Annotated in this window: 17 protein-coding genes; 1 reads left to right on the forward strand and 16 read right to left on the reverse strand. The window is 69.7% G+C overall.

From position 1 onward, the window contains the following. Positions 1-15 precede the first annotated feature (15 nt). From F4561_RS15910 to uvrC, 7 genes are all read right to left on the reverse strand, one after another. The gene (locus tag F4561_RS15910; protein WP_184579874.1) at positions 16-1,203 is read right to left on the reverse strand and encodes a phosphoglycerate kinase; all 1,188 of its coding nucleotides are present in this window, start codon (positions 1,201-1,203) and stop codon (positions 16-18) included. Between the two features lie 121 nt (positions 1,204-1,324). Beyond that, the gene (gap, locus tag F4561_RS15915; RefSeq protein WP_184579876.1) at positions 1,325-2,332 is read right to left on the reverse strand and encodes a type I glyceraldehyde-3-phosphate dehydrogenase; all 1,008 of its coding nucleotides are present in this window, start codon (positions 2,330-2,332) and stop codon (positions 1,325-1,327) included. A 357-nt stretch (positions 2,333-2,689) separates the two neighbouring features. Then, positions 2,690-3,670, reverse strand: coding sequence for a DNA-binding protein WhiA (whiA, locus tag F4561_RS15920; protein WP_184579878.1), 981 nt, complete (start codon positions 3,668-3,670; stop codon positions 2,690-2,692). Positions 3,671-3,917: 247 nt separating this feature from the next. Then, positions 3,918-4,316: a DUF488 domain-containing protein gene (locus F4561_RS15925; protein WP_184579880.1), complete on the reverse strand. Its 399-nt coding sequence runs from the start codon at positions 4,314-4,316 to the stop codon at positions 3,918-3,920. 159 nt (positions 4,317-4,475) lie between these two features. Next, entirely contained in the window at positions 4,476-5,465 is a 990-nt protein-coding gene (locus F4561_RS15930) for a gluconeogenesis factor YvcK family protein (protein WP_184579882.1), read from the reverse strand. Between the two features lie 174 nt (positions 5,466-5,639). Then, positions 5,640-6,524, reverse strand: a complete 885-nt coding sequence (gene rapZ, locus F4561_RS15935) for an RNase adapter RapZ (RefSeq protein ID WP_184579884.1) — start codon at positions 6,522-6,524, stop codon at positions 5,640-5,642. Beyond that, positions 6,514-8,655 carry an excinuclease ABC subunit UvrC gene (gene uvrC, locus F4561_RS15940; protein ID WP_184579886.1) on the reverse strand — a complete coding sequence of 714 codons (2,142 nt, stop codon included), beginning with the start codon at positions 8,653-8,655 and terminating at the stop codon, positions 6,514-6,516. The genes rapZ and uvrC overlap by 11 nt, the downstream gene beginning before the upstream one ends. A gap of 217 nt (positions 8,656-8,872) precedes the next feature. Between uvrC and F4561_RS15945 the strand changes: the two genes are divergently transcribed. Next, complete coding sequence (locus F4561_RS15945) at positions 8,873-10,003, forward strand: mechanosensitive ion channel family protein (protein ID WP_184579887.1); 1,131 nt, start codon at positions 8,873-8,875, stop codon at positions 10,001-10,003. Positions 10,004-10,013: 10 nt separating this feature from the next. Here the strand turns inward: F4561_RS15945 and F4561_RS15950 are convergent, their stop codons facing one another. From F4561_RS15950 to F4561_RS15990, 9 genes are all read right to left on the reverse strand, one after another. Next, the gene (locus F4561_RS15950) at positions 10,014-10,412 is read right to left on the reverse strand and encodes a Rieske (2Fe-2S) protein (RefSeq protein ID WP_184579889.1); all 399 of its coding nucleotides are present in this window, start codon (positions 10,410-10,412) and stop codon (positions 10,014-10,016) included. A gap of 116 nt (positions 10,413-10,528) precedes the next feature. Then, positions 10,529-11,065, reverse strand: coding sequence for an RDD family protein (locus F4561_RS15955; RefSeq protein ID WP_184579891.1), 537 nt, complete (start codon positions 11,063-11,065; stop codon positions 10,529-10,531). A gap of 368 nt (positions 11,066-11,433) precedes the next feature. After that, on the reverse strand, positions 11,434-14,268 hold the full coding sequence (gene uvrA, locus F4561_RS15960; RefSeq protein ID WP_184579893.1) for an excinuclease ABC subunit UvrA: 2,835 nt from the start codon (positions 14,266-14,268) through the stop codon (positions 11,434-11,436). A gap of 236 nt (positions 14,269-14,504) precedes the next feature. Next, positions 14,505-15,521 (reverse strand): TerC family protein, encoded by a 1,017-nt coding sequence (locus tag F4561_RS15965; RefSeq protein ID WP_184579895.1) that lies wholly within the window; start codon positions 15,519-15,521, stop codon positions 14,505-14,507. Positions 15,522-16,001: 480 nt separating this feature from the next. Then, positions 16,002-17,702, reverse strand: coding sequence for a DNA repair protein RecN (recN, locus tag F4561_RS15970; protein WP_184579897.1), 1,701 nt, complete (start codon positions 17,700-17,702; stop codon positions 16,002-16,004). A gap of 73 nt (positions 17,703-17,775) precedes the next feature. Further along, entirely contained in the window at positions 17,776-18,747 is a 972-nt protein-coding gene (locus F4561_RS15975; RefSeq protein ID WP_184579899.1) for an NAD kinase, read from the reverse strand. A 190-nt stretch (positions 18,748-18,937) separates the two neighbouring features. Next, positions 18,938-19,738: a TlyA family RNA methyltransferase gene (locus F4561_RS15980; protein ID WP_184579901.1), complete on the reverse strand. Its 801-nt coding sequence runs from the start codon at positions 19,736-19,738 to the stop codon at positions 18,938-18,940. An 83-nt stretch (positions 19,739-19,821) separates the two neighbouring features. Beyond that, positions 19,822-20,046, reverse strand: a complete 225-nt coding sequence (locus F4561_RS15985) for a hypothetical protein (protein WP_184579903.1) — start codon at positions 20,044-20,046, stop codon at positions 19,822-19,824. A 37-nt stretch (positions 20,047-20,083) separates the two neighbouring features. Further along, a complete protein-coding gene (locus F4561_RS15990) occupies positions 20,084-21,094 on the reverse strand; it encodes a hypothetical protein (protein ID WP_184579906.1) in 1,011 nt (336 codons plus the stop codon). Positions 21,095-21,191: the final 97 nt, after the last annotated feature.

Here is a 21,191-nt window from a genome sequence, read left to right on the forward strand (position 1 = left end):
CTGGGGCCGCCGTCCTCAGGCGTCCAGGGCCTCGATTCCGGGCAGGGGCTTGCCCTCCAGGTACTCCAGGCTCGCACCGCCGCCCGTGGAGATGTGGCCGAATCGCTCCTCGGGGAAGCCGAGCGCGCGTACCGCCGCCGCGGAGTCGCCCCCACCCACCACGGTGAAGGCACCGGACTGGGTGAGCGCCTCGGCCAGGGCACGCGTGCCGTACGAGAACGGTTCCATCTCGAAGACCCCCATGGGACCGTTCCAGAACACGGTCGCGGTGTCGGCGAGCTTGGCGCCGAACAGCGCGCGCGTCTCGGGGCCGATGTCGAGCCCCATACGTTCGGCGGGAATCGACTCCACGGGCGCCGGAGCGTGCGGGGCTCCGGCGGAGAAGCTGTCGGCCGCGACGACGTCCAACGGCAGCACGATCTCCACACCCCGTTCCCGGGCGCGGTCCAGGTATCCGCGGACCGTGTCGACCTGGTCGGCTTCGAGTAGGCTCGACCCCACCTCGTACCCCTGGGCCTTGAGGAACGTGTAGGCCATGCCGCCACCGATCAGGAGGCGGTCGGCGGTACCGAGGAGGTTGTCGATGACGGCCAGCTTATCGGACACCTTGGCGCCGCCCAGGACGACCGCGTAGGGCCGCTCGGGCTTGACGGTGAGCCGGCGCAGCACCTCGACCTCGGTGAGCACCAGGTCGCCCACCGCGTGGGGCAGTTGGCGCGGGAGGTCGTAGACACTGGCGTGCTTGCGGTGCAACGCGCCGAAACCGTCGCCGACGTAGCAGTCGGCGAGCGCGGCGAGGCGGCCGGCGAACTCGGCGCGCTCGGCGTCGTCCTTGCTGGTCTCGCCCGGCTCGAAACGCAGGTTCTCCACCAGCGCGACATCACCGTCGGCCAGCGCGCCGCTCACCGCGCGGGCCGACTCTCCCGCGGTGTCGGTGGCGAACGCGACGTCGGTCCCCAGGAGCTCACCCAGCCTGGCGGCGACGGGGCCAAGCGAGAACTCCGGCGCGGGCTCGCCTTTGGGCCGGCCGAGGTGCGCGGCGACGATGACGCGCGCACCGCGCTCGCGCAGCTTGGTGATGGTGGGCACGCTGGCCCGGATCCGGCCGTCATCGGTGATGCGCTCACCGTCGAGTGGCACGTTCAGATCGGCGCGGACGAACACGCGCTGGCCCGAGACGTCGAGATCCTCGATCGTCCGCAAGCTGTCCTCCTTGTTGAGCTGGGTGAGGGAGGCCACGCGGAACGCGGCCCAAGAACGGTGGCGCCCTCTCGCACGCGGAGAGGACGCCACACCGCGCCGCACACGGTCGTTGCGGTTCGCGTTACAGGTTCGAGCCGACCAGCTTGGTCATGTCGACGATGCGGCTGGAGTAGCCCCACTCGTTGTCGTACCACCCGATGATCTTGGCGGTGTTCCCGGACACCATGGTCAGCCCGGCGTCGAAGGTGCACGACGGGGCCGTCCCGACAATGTCGGAGGAGACGATCGGGTCCTCGGTGTAGCTCAGCACGCCCTTCAGAGGGCCGTCGGCGGCGGCCTTGAACGCGGCGTTCACCTCGTCCCGGCTGGCCTCCTGTTCCATCTCGACGACCAGGTCGGTGACGGAGCCGTCGGAGACGGGGACGCGCATGGCGATGCCGTCGAGCTTGCCCTCCAGCTCCGGGAGCACGAGCGAGGTGGCCTTCGCAGCACCGGTGGTCGTGGGGATGATGTTCTGCGCGGCCGCGCGGGCCCGGCGCAGGTCCTTGTGCGGGAAGTCCAGGATGACCTGGTCGTTGGTGTACGCGTGCGTGGTGGTCATCAGGCCCTTGACGATGCCGAAGTTGTCCAGCATGACCTTGGCCATCGGTGCCACGCAGTTGGTGGTGCAGGAGGCGTTGGACAGGACATGGTGCCGCGCGGGGTCGTACTTGTCCTCGTTGACCCCCATGACGATGGTCTGGTCCTCGTTCTTCGCCGGAGCGGAGATGATGACCTTCTTGGCACCGGCGTCGATGTGCTTCTTGGCGTCCTCAGCCTTGGTGAAGATACCGGTGGACTCCACCACGACGTCCACCCCGAGGTCGTCCCAGGGCAGCTTGCTGGGGTCCTTCTCGGCGAGGGCCTTGAACGAGGTGTCGCCGACACGGATGCTGTCCTCACCGACCTCGACGTCGCTCTCCAGAGAGCCGAGCACGGTGTCGTACTTGAGCAGGTGAGCGAGGGTGGCCCGGTCGGTGAGGTCATTGACCGCGACGATCTCGACGCCACTTCCGCTGGCCGCCTGCGCCGCGCGCCAGAAGTTGCGGCCGATCCGGCCGAAGCCGTTCACGCCTACACGGATGGTCACGGTAACCAGTCTCCTCACGTGGTCGTGTTAATCGCTGACGCTCCCGACGCGGCGCGCCGGACCGCGGAGAACATGAGTCCGGGATGTACGACCGACCCTATCGCCAATCGTGGATTGCGGCCGCGCTGACCCCAGCGCCACAACAGGTTCGCGCCCCCGGACACGGGGATCAATACTCGCACCGCGCACCGGGAAAGGTCTAGACCATTAACCAAGATTTCCGATTCAGTCTGCTTGTCGCGGACCGGGCACCGGAGCGGCGGTGACCGGCGACTGCACGCGAGACCCCGCCGGCCTACCGGCGCACGCGGACTCGTACTCTTCGGCTAACCGCCGCCAGTACCGTCAAACACGGCCCTAGGACACCAGCATGTCCGCGGTGAGATTGGCGTCGGTTCCCGGAATTCCGAGGTCACAAGCGCGCTTATCGGCCATCGCGAGCAGCCGGCGGATACGGCCCGCGATGGCGTCCTTGGTCAGTGGCGGTACCGAGAGCTGACCCAGCTCCTCAAGGGACGCCTGCTTATGCGCCAGCCGCAGTTGCCCCGCGGACACCAGATGCTCGGGCGCCTCGTCGCCGAGGATCTCCAGGGCTCGTTCGACCCGCGCACCCGCGGCGACCGCGGCCCGCGCGCTGCGCCGCAGGTTGGCGTCGTCGAAGTTGGCCAGCCGGTTGGCGGTGGCCCGGACCTCGCGGCGCATCCGGCGCTCTTCCCACGCCAGCACGCTCTGGTGCGCACCGAGCAGGGTGAGCAGCGCGCCGATGGAGTCGCCGTCGCGCACCACGACCCGGTCGACACCGCGCACCTCGCGCGCCTTGGCGTGCACCTTCATCCGGCGCGCGGCGCCCACCAGCGCCAGCGCCGCCTCCGGGCCGGGACAGGTCACCTCGAGCGACATCGACCGGCCGGGCTCGGTCAACGACCCGTGCGCGATGAACGCGCCCCGCCACGCGGCCTCGGCATCGCAGGACCCGCCGGCCACGACGTGCCGCGGCAACCCGCGCACCGGGCGGCCGTTGTTGTCGAGCAGCCCGGTCTGCCGGGCGAAGCTCTCACCGTCGCGGATGACCCGGACAACGTAGCGGTTCCCCTTGCGAAGCCCGCTGGGGGCCAGGACGACGACCTCGGACTCGTGCCCGAAGACCTCGGAGATGTCCCGTCGCAACCGCCGCGCCGCCGCACCGGTGTCGAGCTCGGCTTCGATCACGATGCGCCCGCCCACCAGGTGCAGACCACCCGTGAAGCGCAGGATCGTGGACACCTCGGCCTTTCTACAGCATGGTTTGAGAACGGACAGCCGACTCAACTCGTCCTTCACCACGCCGGTCATCGCCATGAATGCGGCCTCCCCCTCGGAACTCGACTGCCGGGGCGCGGCGTGCGCCTACGTCGTTTCCGTCGTAGCCTACTTGGCCGGTTCCGTTGCGCCACGCCCCTGACCGCGTGTCCAATATCCCTGATCGACACGGCGTGTCGCTACCTGACGGTTCGCGGGAACCTGCCCCAGAATGCCACTTCTTCCGCCTTTCAGGGGGATCCGGACGCTGCCGAGGTAGCGCCGCCCGGGCCGCGGACGGGGCGGGTCACCGGTGCTGAGCCACCGTCTCGGCAAGATAGTCGCGCAGCACGCGCGCGTGGTTGTGCTCGGTGTCCCGGGCCGCGTAGAGCAACGTGACGGGGCCCTGCCGGGCGGCGTCGAGCAGCGGCTGCAGCGCCTCGGGCCGCGCGTCGAGCTCGGCGCGGTAGCGCCTGGTGAACTCCTCCCAGCGCTCCGGGTCGTGCCCGAACCACTTGCGCAGTTCCGGGCTGGGAGCGACATCGCGCAGCCACGCGTCGTGCTCAAGGGAGTCCTTGGCGACACCGCGCGGCCAGACCCGGTCCACCAGGAAGTTCTGCCCTGGTCCGGGCCCTTCGCGCACGGCGTCGTAGACCCGGCGGACATCGACACTGGCTTCGTTGGAATCACTGCTGTCTCGCGCCATACCCGTGGTCTTCCACTCAGACGCGCGGCCGACACTGTAGCCACCGGACCGGTTCGGCCGGGCACGCCCGCCGCGGAGCGGGTTGGCCCCGCCGCATCGGTGCCGGCTCCGGCGCTGCCCGCCCGCGAGCCGCGTCACTGGCTCGGTACGGCCGCACCGTCAGCCGTTGATGATGTCGTCATAGGCCGCGGCGAACCGATCGGGGTCGTGCCGGGGGGAACCGTCATCGGAGCCCATGTCGGCGAGCACCAGGCGGCCGCCGAGACGCTTGGCGGCCTGGCTCAACTGCTCGTGGTCGTCGACCACCGCCCTGTCGGCGAGCACGACGTCCACCCCCAGGCCGGGCGCGTGCGCCGCCAGCACCTCAAGATAGGTCTCCGGGCGGAACCCGTCGGTCTCGCCCTGCTGCGGCGAGAGGTTCAACGCGACCATCCGCCGGGCCTTGGTCGTCACCAGCGCCTCGGCCAGGTCGGGGACCTGGAGGTGCGGCAGGACGCTGGTAAACCACGACCCGGGACCGAACACCACCCAGTCGGCTTCGCGCACCGCCTTCACCGCCTGGGTCGAAGCCGGCGGTGCCTCGGGGATCAGCGAGACCGATCTGACGCGGCCGCGCGTGCTCGCGCACGCCACCTGGCCGCGCACCGTTGTGAGCTCGTGCGGGCGGCCGGGGTCGATCCCCTCGACCTCGGCAACGATGTCCAACGGCACCGACGACATCGGCAGCACCCGCCCGTGCGCCCCCAAGAGCTGGCCCACCCAGTCAAGGCCGGCCACGGAGTCACCGAGCAGCTCCCAGAGCGCCACGATGAGCAGGTTGCCCACGGTGTGCCCGTGCAGCTCCCCCTCGGAGCGGAACCGGTGCTGGACCACCTCGCTCCAGGTGTGTCCCCACTCGTCGTCCCCGCACAGTGCGGCCAGCGCCATGCGGAGGTCGCCCGGCGGCAACACGCCCAGCTCGCGGCGGAGGCGCCCGCTGGAGCCGCCGTCATCGGCGACCGTGACGATCGCGGTGACGTCTGTGGTGACCCGCCGCAGGGCCGACAGGGAGGCGTGCAGTCCGTGCCCGCCCCCCAACGCCACTACCCGCGGCGGTGAGGCGTCGCCGCTCGACGTCTCCCCCGCGGGCCGCGCGTTCGCCTCACTCATGCCTGACCCCTGAGTCCGCGTTCGTCCTGTTCCACCCGCGCGTACCGGGCGCGCTCACGCACGGGATGACCCGTGCGTCTTGTATACAACCGGAGATCGGCCCAATCTAGGGGACGTGCTGTCCTCTTGGCCATTCAGCGGGCCGGGCACGACCGCGCCGGCCGCGGCCCGGGCTTATTCCCAGCCCAGGTCCCGGTGCACCACGTTGACGTCCAGCCCCTGCTCGCGCAACCGCTCGCCGAAACGCTCGGCCATGGCGACGCTGCGGTGCTTGCCACCGGTACACCCCACGGCCAGGGTCATGTAGTGCTTCCCCTCGCGCTGGTACCCCGCGATGATAAGGCGCAGCACCTCGGTATAGGCGTCCAACATCTCCTTGGCGCCGTTCTGCGCCAGGACGTACTCGCGCACCGGAGCGTCACGGCCGCTCATGGGCCGCAGTTCCGGGACCCAGTGCGGGTTCGGCAGGAACCGGCAGTCGAGGACGAGGTCCGCGTCGACCGGAAGCCCGTGCTTATAGCCGAACGAGACGACGTTCGCGCGGGGGCGCGCCTCCTCGGTCTCCCCGAAGAAACCGATCACCTTGGCCTTGAGCTGGTGGACGTTCAGCTGCGAGGTGTCGATCACCAGGTCGGCCTCACCCCGGATGGCGCGCAGTGTCTCGCGCTCCCGGGAGATGCCGTCGGTGAGGCGCCCGTCGCCCTGCAGGGGGTGCGGTCGCCGGACGCTCTCGAACCGGCGGACCAGCGCGTCGTCGCTGGCTTCCAGGAAGACCACCCGGGCCATGATGCCGCGCTTCCTGAGCTGTTCCACGGTCGAGAGCAGGTCCTCGGTGAAGGCCATGCTGCGGACGTCGACGACCGCGGCGACCCGGGGCACCGCGCCGTGGGTCCGCCCCGCAAGGTCGATCATGGTGGGCAGCAGCCCGGGCGGCAGGTTGTCGACGACGAACCAGTCCAGATCCTCCAGTGCCCGCGCTGCCGTGCTCCGGCCCGCCCCCGACATCCCCGTGATAACGACGATCTCCGGTGGGAGCTCCCCATCGAGATTATTCGCCACCTGGTCTTCCCCCCTGCTTTTCGTCGGCACCGTCCACCGGCCCGGGCTTCGTTGCCGGCGCTCCACTGTCTCTTCCGTCGCCGGCGGACGAGCCGGTGGTGTCGTTGCCTCTGTTGTCGCGGTTCAGTAACGCGAGGATCGACTCCGCCGTACGGTCCCCGATGCCCGGAACCTCCGCGATCTCCTGCGCCGTCGCCGACGCGAGCCGTTTCACCGACCCGAAGTGCTTCAGCAGCGCGCCGCGCCGGGTCGGCCCGAGGCCGGGCACCTCGTCGAGCGCGCTTCCGGTGAGTGCCTTCGCCCGCTTCTGCCGGTGGTAGGCGAGCGCGAAGCGGTGCGCCTCGTCGCGCACGCGCTGCAGCAGGTACAGCCCCTCGCCGGTACGCGGCAGGATGACCGGGTCGTCCTCGCCGGGCAGCCACACCTCCTCCAGCCGTTTGGCCAGCCCGCACACCACGACGTCGTCGATGCCCAGATCGTCGAGCGCCCGCTGGGCCGCGTCCGCCTGCGGGCGACCGCCGTCGACCACGACCAGATTGGGCGGATAGGCGAACTTCGCGGGCGCTGTTCGCGCCTCGCTCGAACCCGCCGTGCCGCCGGGCTCTGGCGGCTCCCCTCCGGTGGCGCCCTGCGCCGCTGACTCCGCGGTGTCCTCTCCGTCGCCATGCAGGTCCTCGCCCATCCGGCCGAGCTCCCCGTGGCGCTGGCTCTCCTCAAGATAGCGGGTGAACCGCCGCTTGATCACCTCGTGCATCGACGCAACGTCGTTCTGCTCGTTGTTGCCGCGGCTCAGGCCCCGGATGCTGAAGCGCCGGTACTCCGGCTTGCGGGCCAGCCCGTCCTCGAACACCACCATGGACGCCACCACGTGCTCGGCCATGAGGTTGGACACGTCGAAACACTCGATGCGCAATGGCGCCTCGTCGAGCCCGAGCGCCTCCTGGATCTCACCGAGAGCGCGGCTGCGCGTGGTGAGATCGCCGGCGCGCTGCGTCTTGTGCCGCGCGAGCGCCTGCTCGGCGTTCTTGCGCACGGTCTCCATGAGGGTCTTCTTGTCACCACGCTGCGGCACCCGGACGTCGACGTTGGTGCCGCGGAGCTCGCCCAGCCAGGCGGTGACCGCGTCGCGGTCGTCGGGTGGCGCGGACACCAGCACCTCGCGCGGGATGGCGGACCCGTTGCCGTTCTCGGGTCCGATCCCGCCGTAGGTCTGGGCGAGGAACCGCTCGACGAGCGCCCCGGTGCCGACGTCCTCGACCTTGTCCACCACCCAGCCCCGCTGCCCCCGGACGCGCCCGCCGCGCACGTAGAACACCTGGGCCGCCGCTTCGAGCTGGTCCTCAGCAAAGGCGATGACGTCGCAGTCGGTGGCCTCGCCGAGCACCACCGCCTGCTTCTCCAGAGCTGTGCGCAGCGCCTGGATGTCGTCGCGCAGCCGGGCCGCGCGCTCGTACTCCTGCGCGGTGGCCGCCTCGCGCATCTCCTGCTCCAACCCGCGGATGAACCGGCTGCTGTCGCCGGCCATGAAGGCCGCGAAGTCCTCGGCCAGGCGCCGGTGCTCGCCGGCGTCCACCCGGCCCACGCACGGCGCCGAGCACTTTTCGATGTAGCCGAGCAGGCAGGGGCGCCCGCTGGAGCGGGCACTGCGGAACACGCCCGCCGAGCAGGTGCGCACCGGGAAGACCCGGAGCAGCAGGTCAACGGTCTCGCGGATCGCCCAGGCGTGCGAGTAGGGGCCGAAGTAGCGGACCCCTTTCCGCTTGGCACCGCGCATGACCTGGACCCGGGGAAACTCCTCGCCGACCGTGATCGCGAGGTAGGGGTAACTCTTGTCGTCCCGGTAACGGACGTTGAATCGGGGGTCGTACTCCTTGATCCAGGAGTACTCCAGTTGCAGCGCCTCGACCTCGGTTCCCACTACGGTCCAGTCGACGTCCGCGGCGGTGGAGACCATGGTCTGGGTGCGCGGGTGCAGGCCGGCGAAGTCCTGGAAGTAGGAGGACAACCGGGAACGCAGATTCTTGGCCTTGCCCACGTAGATGACCCGGCCGTGCTCGTCGCGGAAGCGGTAGACCCCTGGGGAGGTCGGGATCGAACCGGGGCTGGGCCGGAGGTGCGGTCGGGTAGCCATGTTTCCATTGTGGTCGGTCGTTCGGGCGCCCGGCCACGTACGCCGAATCCCGGACCGGCCGCACGTGCCCAATGTCACCTCAAAGCCCATCATGCGGACGGGTATGGCGTTCATAAGGGCGCATCGAGTAACTTCTCACCGATCAAACGTCACGATTTCGCATCCCCATGGTCTAGATTGTCCGGGGTACTGACACGCCTCCGAGGGGAGCCTTCCGTTGGACGTCTGGCAGTTAGCCGGGATCGGCATCGCTGTAGCGATCGCCGTGCTCGTGGTCCTGCTCGTGCATTGGCTGCTACTCCATCAGCTCGCCAGGGTGTGGTCGATGGCTCGCCCGTTGGTGAACCGCTGCCGGGTCTCCGGCTACGCCGCTGCCGTCGTGGTCGGTGTGAACGTGGCCCGGCCCTCCAGGTCCGAGATGGACGCGCAGTTCTACGGGGTGATCCACCACGCCCTGACCATCGCGATGATCGGGGCACTGACCTGGGTGGCGGTCTCGATCGCCTACGCGATCACCGACACCATCCTGGCCAAGCTCGCCACGACCAACAGCGACGCCGACCGCAAGTCCCGCCGGCTGCAGACCCAGGTGCGGCTGATGCGCCGGATCCTGTCCACCATCATCGGCTTCGTCGCCTTCGCGGCGATCATGCTCACCTTCGATCCCGTCCGCGGGCTCGGAGCCGGGATGCTGGCCTCGGCCGGCCTGCTCTCGGTCGTCGCCGGTATCGCGGCGCAGTCCACCCTGGGCAACCTCTTCGCGGGGCTGCAACTGGCGTTCAGCGACTCGCTGCGGATCCACGACATCATCGTCATCGAGGGCGAATGGGGTCGGATCGAGGAGCTCAGCCTGGTCAACGTCACGCTTCGGATCTGGGACGAACGCCGGCTGGTACTCCCGGTCTCGCACTTCACCGACACCCCCTTCGAGAACTGGACCAAGGAGAGCACCGCCATGACCGGGTGGGTGATGCTCCGGCTCGACTGGGGCGTCCCCATCGCCCAGCTCCGCGAGGAACTCGGCAACTACGTCACCCAGCACCCTCTCTGGGACGGCCGGCGCTGGGGACTGCAGGTCACCGACATCCTGGAAAGCGGCGACATCGAGCTCCGCGCGGTGGTCACGGTCGCCGACGCCGACGCCCGCTGGGATCTCTGCTGCGACCTGCGCGAGCACCTGATCAGCTACATCCACGCGAACTTCCCCGAGGCCCTGCCGCGCCAGCGCAACGAGCTCAGCGCCCCCGACGAGGGCGGCTTCACCACGGCCTTCCCGGACCCCGCGTTGCACGGCCCCGGCACCTCCAACGGCTCCGGCTCCGCGAACCCCGCCAACGGGAACTCCTAAGGGGCCCCTGTCAGGGGTCGAGCGTGATGTCGGTCCCCTCGACCGTCACGTCGAACGACTCCAGCGGCTCGGTCGCCGGGCCGTGCAGGACCTCACCGGTCGCGATGTCGAACCGGCTCCCGTGGCACAGGCACTCGATCTGCGTGGTGACCTGCTGGATCGTGCACCCCGAATGGGTGCAGACCGCCGTGTACGCGTTGAACGTCCCATCCTCGGGCTGGGTGAGCACGAGCTTGGCGTCCATGATGACGAGTCCGCCGCCCACCGGAACGTCACCGGTCTGCGCGATCACCTGACCGCGAACGGCGTCCTGCGGCTCGGGGCGGCTCGCTGATCCGGCGCAGCCGCCCGCGCCCACCACCGCGGCCCCAGCGGCACTGGCCGCGCCCAACAGGTGACGCCGACTCATCGGGCATGCGTGCCCGGCCCCCGAACTCATCGACTCGCTCCCTCTGGATACCCCACGATGCAACTACTACGAACCGTAGTACCTCGTGAGCACCGCTCGCGCCGGGGGTGAGCTGCTCATCCGGTGCGGACCACGACGGTCCCGGCCAGTTTGTCGTGCATCCCCTGGCGCCTCGGGCCGTCCCACAGCGGCCACAGCGCGACGAACACGGCAACGAACAAGAAGGCGACCGCCTGCAGGGCCTCGTTCCACACGAACAGGAACATCACGCTGAGCAGGGCGGCCCGCGCCATCATGGACGCTACCGGGATCGGCCCTCGGTGGCCCCCGGCGCTGAGTGGCGCCACCTCAAGGCTCATGATCCACTTGCCGACGGTGCGGCGCCACTGCTTCACGCACACGGTCTCGTAAGCGGTGGCGACGACGAAGGAACACACCGCGAAGATGAGCCAGAAGTTGCGGCCAATAGTGCTGGTGCCGTACCCGGCGACCATCGTCTGCGCGCCGATCCACACGAAGCCGATGAGCATTCCCACGATCCCCGCCGGGATGGCCACCACCACCCAGTCGATGAGCCGTGCGGTCGCGCGCTGGCTCCAGCTGGCGAGCGGATAGCGGCCGTCGGCCGTTGGGGGCCCGCCCGCGGCGGCCATCGGATCACCCGCGCCCGGGACAGGCCCCTGGGGCCCGTGCCTGCCGGAAGGCGGACCGGCACCCGGAGGTGCCGCTCCGGCGCTCCCTTCCCGCGACCAGGTACCGCCGGGCTCGAACGGGGCGCCCTTGCCCTCGTTCCGCGGAGGTGGGGGGACGTTCATCTGGGAACAGACCTCCTTGGGTCATCGTGGGGGACCGTACGGGATGCGGGGGCACCACGGTCCGTGCCGTTCGTCCGGTAAGAGGAGACGATACCGAGTGCGCCCACCCGCCACCATGTCAGAGGCGCTGGGAGCAGGCGCGGGCACGGAGGCGGGCGAAGGCGCGCCGGCGCGAAACCGCTGGCTGGCGACCCGGCACAAAACAGCTAGAGAACCTTACCCAGAAACTGGCCGGTATAGGACTCGGGAACCGCCGCGACCTCCTCGGGGGTTCCGGTGGCGACAATCGAGCCACCACGCGCTCCGCCTTCGGGCCCCATGTCGATAATGTGGTCCGCGGTCTTGATGACGTCCAGGTTGTGCTCAATGACCATGACGGTGTTGCCGCCGTCGGCCAGCCGGTTGAGCACGCCGAGTAGCTTGCGGATGTCCTCGAAGTGCAACCCTGTGGTGGGCTCGTCCAGCACGTAGACAGTGCGCCCGGTGGAGCGGCGCTGCAGCTCGGAGGCGAGCTTGACCCGCTGGGCCTCGCCACCTGACAGCGTGGTGGCCGACTGCCCCAGCCGGACATAGCCCAGACCGACATCGTTCAGGGTCTGCATGTGCCGCCGGATCGCCGTGATCGGCTCGAAGAAGTCCAGTGCCTCCTCGATGGGCATCTCCAGGACGTCGGCGATCGACTTGCCCTTGTAATGCACGTCGAGCGTCTCGCGGTTGTACCGGGCGCCGTGGCAGACCTCGCACGGGACGTAGACGTCGGGCAGGAACTGCATCTCGATCCGGATCGTGCCGTCGCCCGCGCAGGCCTCGCAGCGTCCGCCCTTGATGTTGAAGGAGAACCGTCCGGGCTGGTACCCGCGCAGCTTCGCCTCGGTGGTCTGCGCGAACAGCTTGCGGATGTGGTCGAACACACCGGTGTAGGTGGCCGGGTTGGACCGCGGCGTACGCCCGATCGGGCTCTGGTCGACGTGCACCACCTTGTCGACCTGGTTCAGCCCGTTGATCCGGGTGTGCCGGCCCGGTACCGCCCGGCTGCCGTGCAGCTCCTTGGCGAGCCCCTTGTAGAGGATCTCGTTGACCAGGGTGGATTTGCCGGACCCGGAGACCCCGGTGATCGCGGTGAACACGCCGAGCGGGAACGTGGTGTCCAGGCCGTGCAGGTTGTTCTCGCGCGCACCCTTCACGACCAGCTCGCGGCCCTTGACCGCGGGGCGCCGGTTCTGGGGCACCTCGATGGACCGCCGGCCGGCGAGGTAGTCGCCGGTGGCCGAGGAGGTGGCGGCCACCAGCTCGTCGACGGTCCCGGCGAGAACGACGTCACCGCCGTGCTCCCCCGCTCCAGGGCCGATGTCGACCACCCAGTCGGAGGAGCGGATGGTCTCCTCGTCGTGCTCCACCACGATCAGCGTGTTGCCGATGTCGCGCAGCCGCCGCAGGGTCTCCAGCAGCCGGAAGTTGTCGCGCTGGTGCAGGCCGATGGAAGGCTCGTCGAGCACGTACAGCACACCGACCAGACCGGAGCCGATCTGGGTGGCCAACCGGATGCGCTGTGCCTCACCCCCGGAGAGCGAGCCGGCGGGGCGCTCCAGGTTGAGGTAGTCCAGCCCGACGTCGAGCAGGAAACCCAGCCGGGAGTTGATCTCCTTGAGCACCTGGGCGGCGATGACCTGATCGCGCTCGGTCAGTTTGAGGTCGCGCAGGAACTCCGCGCACTCGTTCAGCGGCAGAGCGCTGACCTCGGCGATCGAGGATCCCCCGACTTTCACGGCCAGGACCTCGGGCTTGAGGCGCGCGCCCTTGCAGGTGGGGCACGGGATGGTGCGCATGTACCCTTCGAGCCGCTCCCGCCCGAAGTCGCTCTCGCTCTCGGCGTGCCGGCGCCGCACCCACGGGATGACACCCTCGAAGTTGGTGTAGTACGAGCGGCTGCGCCCGAAACGGTTCCGGTAGCGCACGTTCACCTGGGTGTCGTGCCCTTCGAGCAGGGCCTTTCGCGCCACCTTCGGCAGCCGTTCCCACGGGGTGTCCAGGTCGAAGCCCAGGGCGTCCCCGACGGCCTGCATGAGCCGGCCGAAGTACTCCGAGGCATGGCCGCTCGCCCAGGGGGCGAGCGCGCCTTCCGCGAGGGTCTTCTCGGGATCGGGGATGAGCAGCTCGGAGTCGACCTCCATGCGGGTGCCCAGACCCGTGCAGTCGGGGCAGGCGCCGTAGGGCGAGTTGAAGGAGAACGAGCGCGGTTCCAGCTCCTCGAAGGAGAGATCGTCGTAGGGGCAGTGCAGGTGCTCGGAGAACACCTTCTCGCGCTCCGGGTCGTCGGCGGGCAGGTCGACGAACTCCAGCACGATCGTGCCCCCGGCGAGGCCGAGCGCGGTCTCGACGGAGTCGGTGAGGCGTTTCTTGGCCGAGTCCTTGACGCTGAGCCGGTCGACCACAACAGCGATGTCGTGCTGCTCGTACCTCTTCAGCACCGGTGCCTCGTCGAGCCGGACCGTGGCGCCGTCGACGCGGGCCCGGGTGAACCCCTTGGTCTGCAGGTCCTTGAACAGCTCGACGTACTCGCCCTTGCGGCCCCGCACCACCGGCGCGAGCACCTGGAAGCGGGTGCCCTCGGTCATCGCCAGCACACGGTCGACGATCTGCTGCGGGCTCTGCCGGGCGATCTCCCGCCCGCACTCAGGGCAGTGCGGCACGCCGACGCGGGCCCACAGCAGCCGGAGGTAGTCGTACACCTCGGTGATCGTGCCGACCGTTGAGCGCGGGTTGCGGCTCGTCGACTTCTGGTCGATGGAAACCGCGGGCGACAACCCCTCGATGAAGTCGACGTCGGGCTTGTCCATCTGGCCGAGGAACTGGCGGGCGTAGGCGGACAGCGACTCCACATAGCGGCGCTGCCCCTCGGCGAAGATCGTGTCGAACGCCAGTGACGACTTGCCCGACCCGGAGAGGCCGGTGAAGACGATCATGGAGTCGCGCGGCAGGTCAAGCGAGACGTCCTTGAGATTGTGCTCCCGGGCGCCCCGGATCACCAACTGCTCGGCCATCTAGTCAACCAGCCCTTTCGGCATTTGCGCGTACTGCGCGTTCCGCCAGCGTGCGATCGTCTGGCTGCGCGCGTGGCCGGGGCGGCGCACCGGTGGATACCGGACACGCCGCGCGGCACGAACCACTCAAACGTAACGGTGGCGGGCGGCGAAAACTTCCGCTCGGCGGAGAACACAGGATGCCCGCGGTGAACGCGGGCATCCCCACTATAGACGAACGCCCGTTCGAACGCAGCCTATTCTCCGCGCACTCCCGCCACGTCCTCGGCGTCTTTCTCCTCGACCTTGCTGGCAGGCGATTTGAGCAGGCTGGCGATAATAGTGATCGCCATCACGCCGATGATGACCGACAGGGACATGCCGATGCCGACCTCGGGCACGTGCACGCCGTTCTCGTGCAGCGCGTGGAGGATCATCTTGATCCCGATGAAGCCCATGATGGCCGCCAGCCCCCAACTGATGTACGTCAGTCGGTCCATCAAGCCGGCCAGCAGGAAGTACAACTGCCGCAGGCCCATCAGGGCGAAGGCGTTGGCGGTGAAGACGATGTAGGCCTCCTGGGTGAGGCCGAAGATCGCCGGTATGGAGTCGATCGCGAAGACGAGGTCGATAACCCCGATCGCCACGATGACCAGGAACATCGGGGTTATGTAGCGTTGCCCGTCGATCTTCACCGACAGGTGCGCGCCGTGGTAGTCCTCGGTGACCGGCCAGATCTTGCGCACCATGCGAACGGCGTAGTTGTCGGTGAAGTCCTCGCTGGACGCCTCGTCGTGCCGCATGTGGTCCCGGACGATCTTGAATCCGGTGTAGATGAGGAACGCGCCGAAGAGGTAGAAGACCTCGCTCCAGGCGTTGATGGCCTGCGCGCCGATGGCGATGAAGATGCCGCGCATGATGAGAGCGAGCACGATCCCGATCAGCAGAACTTCGTGCTGGTATTTCTTCGGGACCGCGAAGGCACCCATGAGCAGGTAGAAGATGAAGAGGTTGTCAACGCTCAGGCTCTTCTCGGTAATGAACCCGGCGAAGTACTCAATCCCCGCTGTAGCGCCCGAGAAGTACCACACCCCAACGCCGAAGACGAGAGCGATCCCCACATAGAAGGCCGCCCACCAGGCGGCCTGTTTGACACCGAACTCGCGCGGACCGGACTTCTTGCTCCACGGATGGTCGACGATCGCGAGGTCGATGGCCAGAATGGCCACCATGGCGACAATCGTCACCACCCAGACCCAGAAAGGGACGTTCATGCGGTTTTCTCCTCCGGTTGACGTAGCCAGGCCCTAAGAACCAGGCAGGGTTGCCACCGGAGGTCTCTCCCGCCCACCCGAGCACGCGGACCGTGTGGACCGGCGGCACCGGGACCGCAGTACTGCGCTCCGTGATGACGGCACCGCCGTGAGTGGGATACTCCCCTCACATTGGACACCCACGCGCCGACCGCGCAATCGCGCCGTTAGTCGCGTGGGGCTTCCCATCATGCCAGCAATCAACAGGCGGTGCCACTCGCTGCGCAGTGACGTACGTCGTCCATACGCGCCATAGGGAGCACGCTTGACCAACACCGTACGGCCGCCCGCGGGCCTCTCGCGCCGGGACGGGTACGCGGGAGCGCCCGCGCTCCCCGACTGCGGCGTGCTCCGCCAGCCGCGGGCCGAGCGCGGCCCGCGGCACCGGGCACAAGGGAGTGGCCGCACCGCTCAGCCGGGCGGAGCGCATCCCCACTGGTACTACGTGGCGCGATCGGCCTCGGCGATCGTCAGGAGCTCCTCCGCGTGCGCCCGGCCGAGCTCGGAGTCCTCAAGACCGGCCAGCATCCGGGAAAGCTCGCGGGCGCGGCCGGCCCTGTCGAGATGGGTCACACCGCTCGCGGTGACCGTTCCCTCATTGGACTTCTCCACCACCAGGTGCGCGTCGCCGAACGCGGCGACCTGCGGCAGGTGCGTGACGACGATGACCTGCGCGCGGCGAGCAAGCTTGGCCAGCCTGCGGCCGATCTCGACAGCGGCCTTACCCCCGACACCGGAGTCGACCTCGTCGAAGACGAAGGTGGGGACCGGGTCGGCCCCGGCGAAGACCACTTCGATGGCGAGCATGACGCGCGACAGCTCACCTCCCGATGCCCCCTTGTGCAGGGCCAGCGGAGGCGCGCTGGGATGCGCGGCGAGCAGGATCTCGATGTCGTCCCGGCCGTGCGGGCCGAACTCCTCACCGGTGGTCACCCGGACCTTCACGCGGGCGTGCGGCATCGCGAGCGCGGTGAGCTCCTCGGTGACCGCCGTGCCGAACTCCTCGGCGACCTCGGTGCGGACCTCGGTCAGCTCGTCGGCGAGCGCGGTCATCCGCTCCCGCAGCTCGGCCTCCTCGGTGCGCAGGGCGTCGATGCGCTCGTCGTCGCTCTCCAGCTCGGACAGGCGCTTGGCGGCGTTCTCCGCCCAGGCCAGCACCTCATCGGTGGAGCCGCCGTACTTCCGGGAAAGCTGGCTCAGCAGCGCTCGGCGCTCCTGGACGACGGACAGCCGGGCCGGGTCGGCCTCAACCGACTCGGCATAGGACGCCAGCTCGCTCGCCGCGTCGCTGAGGACGAAACTGACCTCGTCGAGGCGGTCGGCAAGGGACGCCAGGTCGGAGTCGTGCTCGCGCACGGCTGTCAGGGCCGCGCGTGCCGCGGAGAGCAGCCCCACCACGTCGGCCTGCACCTCCGCCGCGGGATCCCCGGTCAGCGCCTCGTGCGCGGTGTTCGCGGCGGTGCGCAGCGCATCTCCGTGCGCCAGCCGGGTCTCCTCGGCCAACAGTTCCGCGTCCTCGCCGGGAACCAGCTCGGCCGCGCCGATCTCCTCGACGCCGAACCGCAGCACGTCGGCCTCCTGGGCCCGCTCCCGGGCCTGGTGGGTAAGCTCGTCCAACTCGGCGGCGACCTGGCTATGCCTGCGGTAGGAAACGCTGTACGCCTGGAGCGTGCTGGCCAGGCGCTCTCCCGCGTACCGGTCCAGCGCCGAGCGCTGCCGGTCCGCGCGCAGCAGTCGATGCTGGTCGGACTGGCCGTGCACGGCGACCAGGTCGTCGGCGAGGTAGGCAAGCTGGCTCACCGGCGCCGACCGCCCGCCCATCGTGGCGCGCGACCGGCCCTCGGCCGAGACCGTGCGGTTCAGGATCAGCACGCCGTCGTCCAGATCGCCGCCGGCCTCGGCCACGCGCTCGGCGGCCCTGCTGTCGTCGGGCACCGTCATGCGGCCTTCGACAACGGCGCGCTCGGCGCCCGGGCGGACCCGCTGCGGGTCGGCCCGGCCGCCGAAGAGCAGACCCAGCCCTGTCACCACCATGGTCTTCCCCGCGCCGGTCTCACCGGTGACAACGGTGAGACCCGACGACAGCTCCAGCATGGCGTCATCGATGACACCGACCCCTTGGATGCGGACTTCTTCGAGCACGAATCCTCTCCTGCTCCCGCCTTTGGTGTGCCGACTCGTCGCCGGTACGCCGCCGCGGCGCACCGCCGCCCGCCTACCGATCGCGCTCGGCGCGTCCCCGCCAACCGCCGACGGGCAAACCGAACTTCGCGACCAGCCGGTCGGTGAACGGCGCCCGCTGCAGACGCGCCAGCCGCACCGGCACATCCGCACGCGCGATCTCAATTCGCGCCCCCGCGGGCAATTCGACCATACGGCGTCCATCGCACCAGAGCACGCCCGCGGTCGTGTCCGGGAGAACCTCCAGCGCGATGCGGGTCTCAGGGGATACCACAATAGGCCGGTCAAACAGGGCATGCGCGCTGATCGGCACCACCGTCAACGCCTGCACCTCGGGCCAGACGATCGGACCGCCGGCGGAGAAGGCGTGCGCGGTGGACCCCGTGGGCGTGGCGCAGACCACTCCGTCACATCCCCACCGGGACAGCGGCCGGTCGTCGATCTCCAGCACCACCTCCAGCATCCGGCGCGCCGCGGCCTTCTCCAGCGTGGCCTCGTTCAACGCCCACGTCCGCACCGGTGGCGCGCTGTCGCCACGCCCCCCGTTGTACACGGCGACGTCCAGCGTCATGCGCTCCTCGACGTAATAGTCGCGGTCGACGACACTGCGCACGGTCGCCGTGAGGTCCTCGCGTTCGGCCTCGGCGAGGAATCCCACATGGCCGAGGTTGACGCCGAGCACCGGCGCTCCGGCGGGGCGCGCGATCTCGGCCGCGCGCAGCAGCGTTCCGTCGCCGCCGAGCACCATCACCAGCTCCACACCGACGGCGGCGTCGGTGCCGCGCGCGATGTCGACCGGGTCCAGCTCGTAGCCGGCCGCCTTCAACTCATCGGCTTCCTGGCCGAGCATCCGCACCCGCACCCCTGCGTTGGTGAGGCTCTGGTGCACGAGCTGCGTGCTGCGCATCGCCGCGGGGCGACCGGTGTGTGTCAGGAGCAGCACACTGCGCTCGGCCGGATCACCAGGTACGCCTGCCCCGTCCACCACCGAACCCGCGCTGGTCATGAAAACGTCCCCCTCCTCGCCTGATGCGACCCCCAGCCGGTGCGGCCCGAGCGGCCACCGGCCGGGTCACGGTACCCGAACGCGCCCCGCGGCGTATCTGTGCCAACGACGTTATCCGGGCCGCGTGCCGGCGGGGGCGGCGCGCCCGCCGAGACCGTGCGGTTCGGCGGCCGAGCACACCAGGCCCGTCCTACTGCGGTCCCTCCGCGAGCGCTTCGCCCAACCGGTCCTCGTCCAGTGGTGCGGCCCCGGAACGCAACAGGAGAAAGTACTCGACGTTGCCGGCCGGTCCCGGCAGCGGACTGGCGGCGACACCCGCGGCCCCCAGGCCGAGCTCCAGGGCGCACGCGGCGACCGCGCGTACAGCGTCGGCACGCGCCTCGGAGCCGCGCACCACACCGCCCGCCCCAACCCGCTCGCGGCCCACCTCGAACTGCGGCTTCACCATCAGCAGAAACTCGGCATCAGGTGCGGCGCACCCCGCCAGCGCCGGCAGCACCAGGGTCAGCGAGATGAACGAAAGGTCAGCGACGACCAGGTCGGGCCGGGGTTCCCCCACCTGCTCCGGAGTGAGCTCGCGGACGTTGCACCGCTCGCGGACGACCACCCGGTCGTCGTTGCGCAGGGGCCAGGCGAGCTGGCCGTAGCCGACATCGACGGCGACGACGCGCGCGGCACCGCGACGCAACAGGACCTCGGTGAACCCGCCCGTGGACGCTCCCGCATCAAGGCAGGACCGCCCCTTGGAGTCGGTCCCGAACGCGTCGAGCGCACCGATGAGCTTGTGCGCGCCACGAGAGACATAGGACGGCTCCCCGCTGGGAGCCCGCACCACGATTGCCTGGTCGGCGCTCACCTGGGTGGCGGGCTTGCCAGCGAGGAGGCCTACCACGTGGACATGCCCGGCCCCGATGAGTTCGGCGGCATGTCCCCGGGAACGGGCGAACCCGCGCCGGACGAGCTCGGCGTCCAGTCGTGTCCGCTTGGCCATGATCAGCGCCTTCTGGTAACGGTCAGTCGCACCAGGGAGGGTTCCGCGAGTGCGTTCGCCTCTAAGCATGCACGAGACACGACTCAGCCGTCGCCCGTCTCACCATCGGCGCCGCCATCGCGGTCGAGGCGTTCGAGGACGCCGGAGAGCTCCCTGTGCAGCTCGTCGAAGACCGCGACGTGATCCGCGGTGGGAAGGTCGTCAAGCGCGGCGAGGCGCCGGCGCGCCTCCTCCAGCGTGCGCTCGGCGATCGCGGCCCCGGCCTCCTCCGGCCGGCCGGCAGTGTTCGCGTCGTGTTCCGCGTTCATCGGGGTCAACACGCACCTCTCGGGCCGACGATGGTCACTACTGCTCGTTGTTCTTGGCAGGCGTGGTGTTGCGCGCCCGGCCACCGGATCGCTTCGTCGTGCTCTTGGACTTACCCGATTTTCCGGCGGTCTTATTCGTCGCCTGCTTACCGGCTGTCTTCGCGCCTTTGCCCTCGGCGCCGGAACGCTGCGGCGAAGCGGTCTCCTGCGCAGCTTCCTGCTGCTCTGTCTGGACGCTCGTCCCCTCGCTGGCGTTGTCTTCGGGATCGGGCTCCGCGGTGGGCTCTTCGGCGGGGGCGTCGTCAGCCGGCTCTGGAGCGGCTGCCTTTGATCGGGTCTTGGCGCTCGCGGCGGACGGTTCCGTCGTCTTGCGCTCAGCCGCGGCGGTGGAGCCGGGCTCGGCGCTGGCCGTATCGTCCGGGGCCTCGCCGGCCGCAGCGCTGTTGCTGGTCGGACCGCCTGCGGCGGCGGATCCGGCGCTCGTGTCGGGCTCGGGCACCTCCCCGGCCGGGGAGGTCGCGGGTTCCTGCGCAGCGCCCGGTTCGGCACCCTGTTCGGTCTCGCCGCTGGTGGGTGTCGTGGCGGGCGCCGGCACACTGGCCGGTGGTGCGGCCTCTGGGGCCGCACTGTCGGCTTGTGCGGGCCGAGGGGTGGGAACACGCTGCGTCGTCGCCAGGCGGCGCTCCAGCTCGGCGACCCGGCGCACCACACGCTCGTACTCGTCGCGCCGCACGAGGTCGAGCTGGTCGAGGACCCGGCTCACCTCGGCTTCGACCAGGGCACCCAGCGCCGCGCGGTTGGCCTGGTTGGTCTCGATCAGCTCCGAGGCGAGCGACTGGATGTCCTGGCCGACCCGGGAGTTCCGGTGCGTCGAGCCGTCGTCCTCCCCGGCCGGGGAGGGAGTGCGGCCCAGCGCTCCGGCCGTGCCGGCGGCGCGGTCGTCGGCCGCTTTCAACAGTGTCTTCGCCGCCGCGACGGCGCGCTTGCGGGTGAGCTCCGTGAGACCACTGGCGGCATCGAAATAGCTGCGCACCGCATCGACGACCATGGTGGCGTGCTCCTTGATGAATTACCGGGAAACGAATGTCACATACGAAAAGGGGACCAGCCGTACGGTACCGGGAGCACCGTCCTCACGGAGGTCA

This window comes from Lipingzhangella halophila (assembly GCF_014203805.1).
Taxonomy (GTDB): domain Bacteria; phylum Actinomycetota; class Actinomycetes; order Streptosporangiales; family Streptosporangiaceae; genus Lipingzhangella; species Lipingzhangella halophila.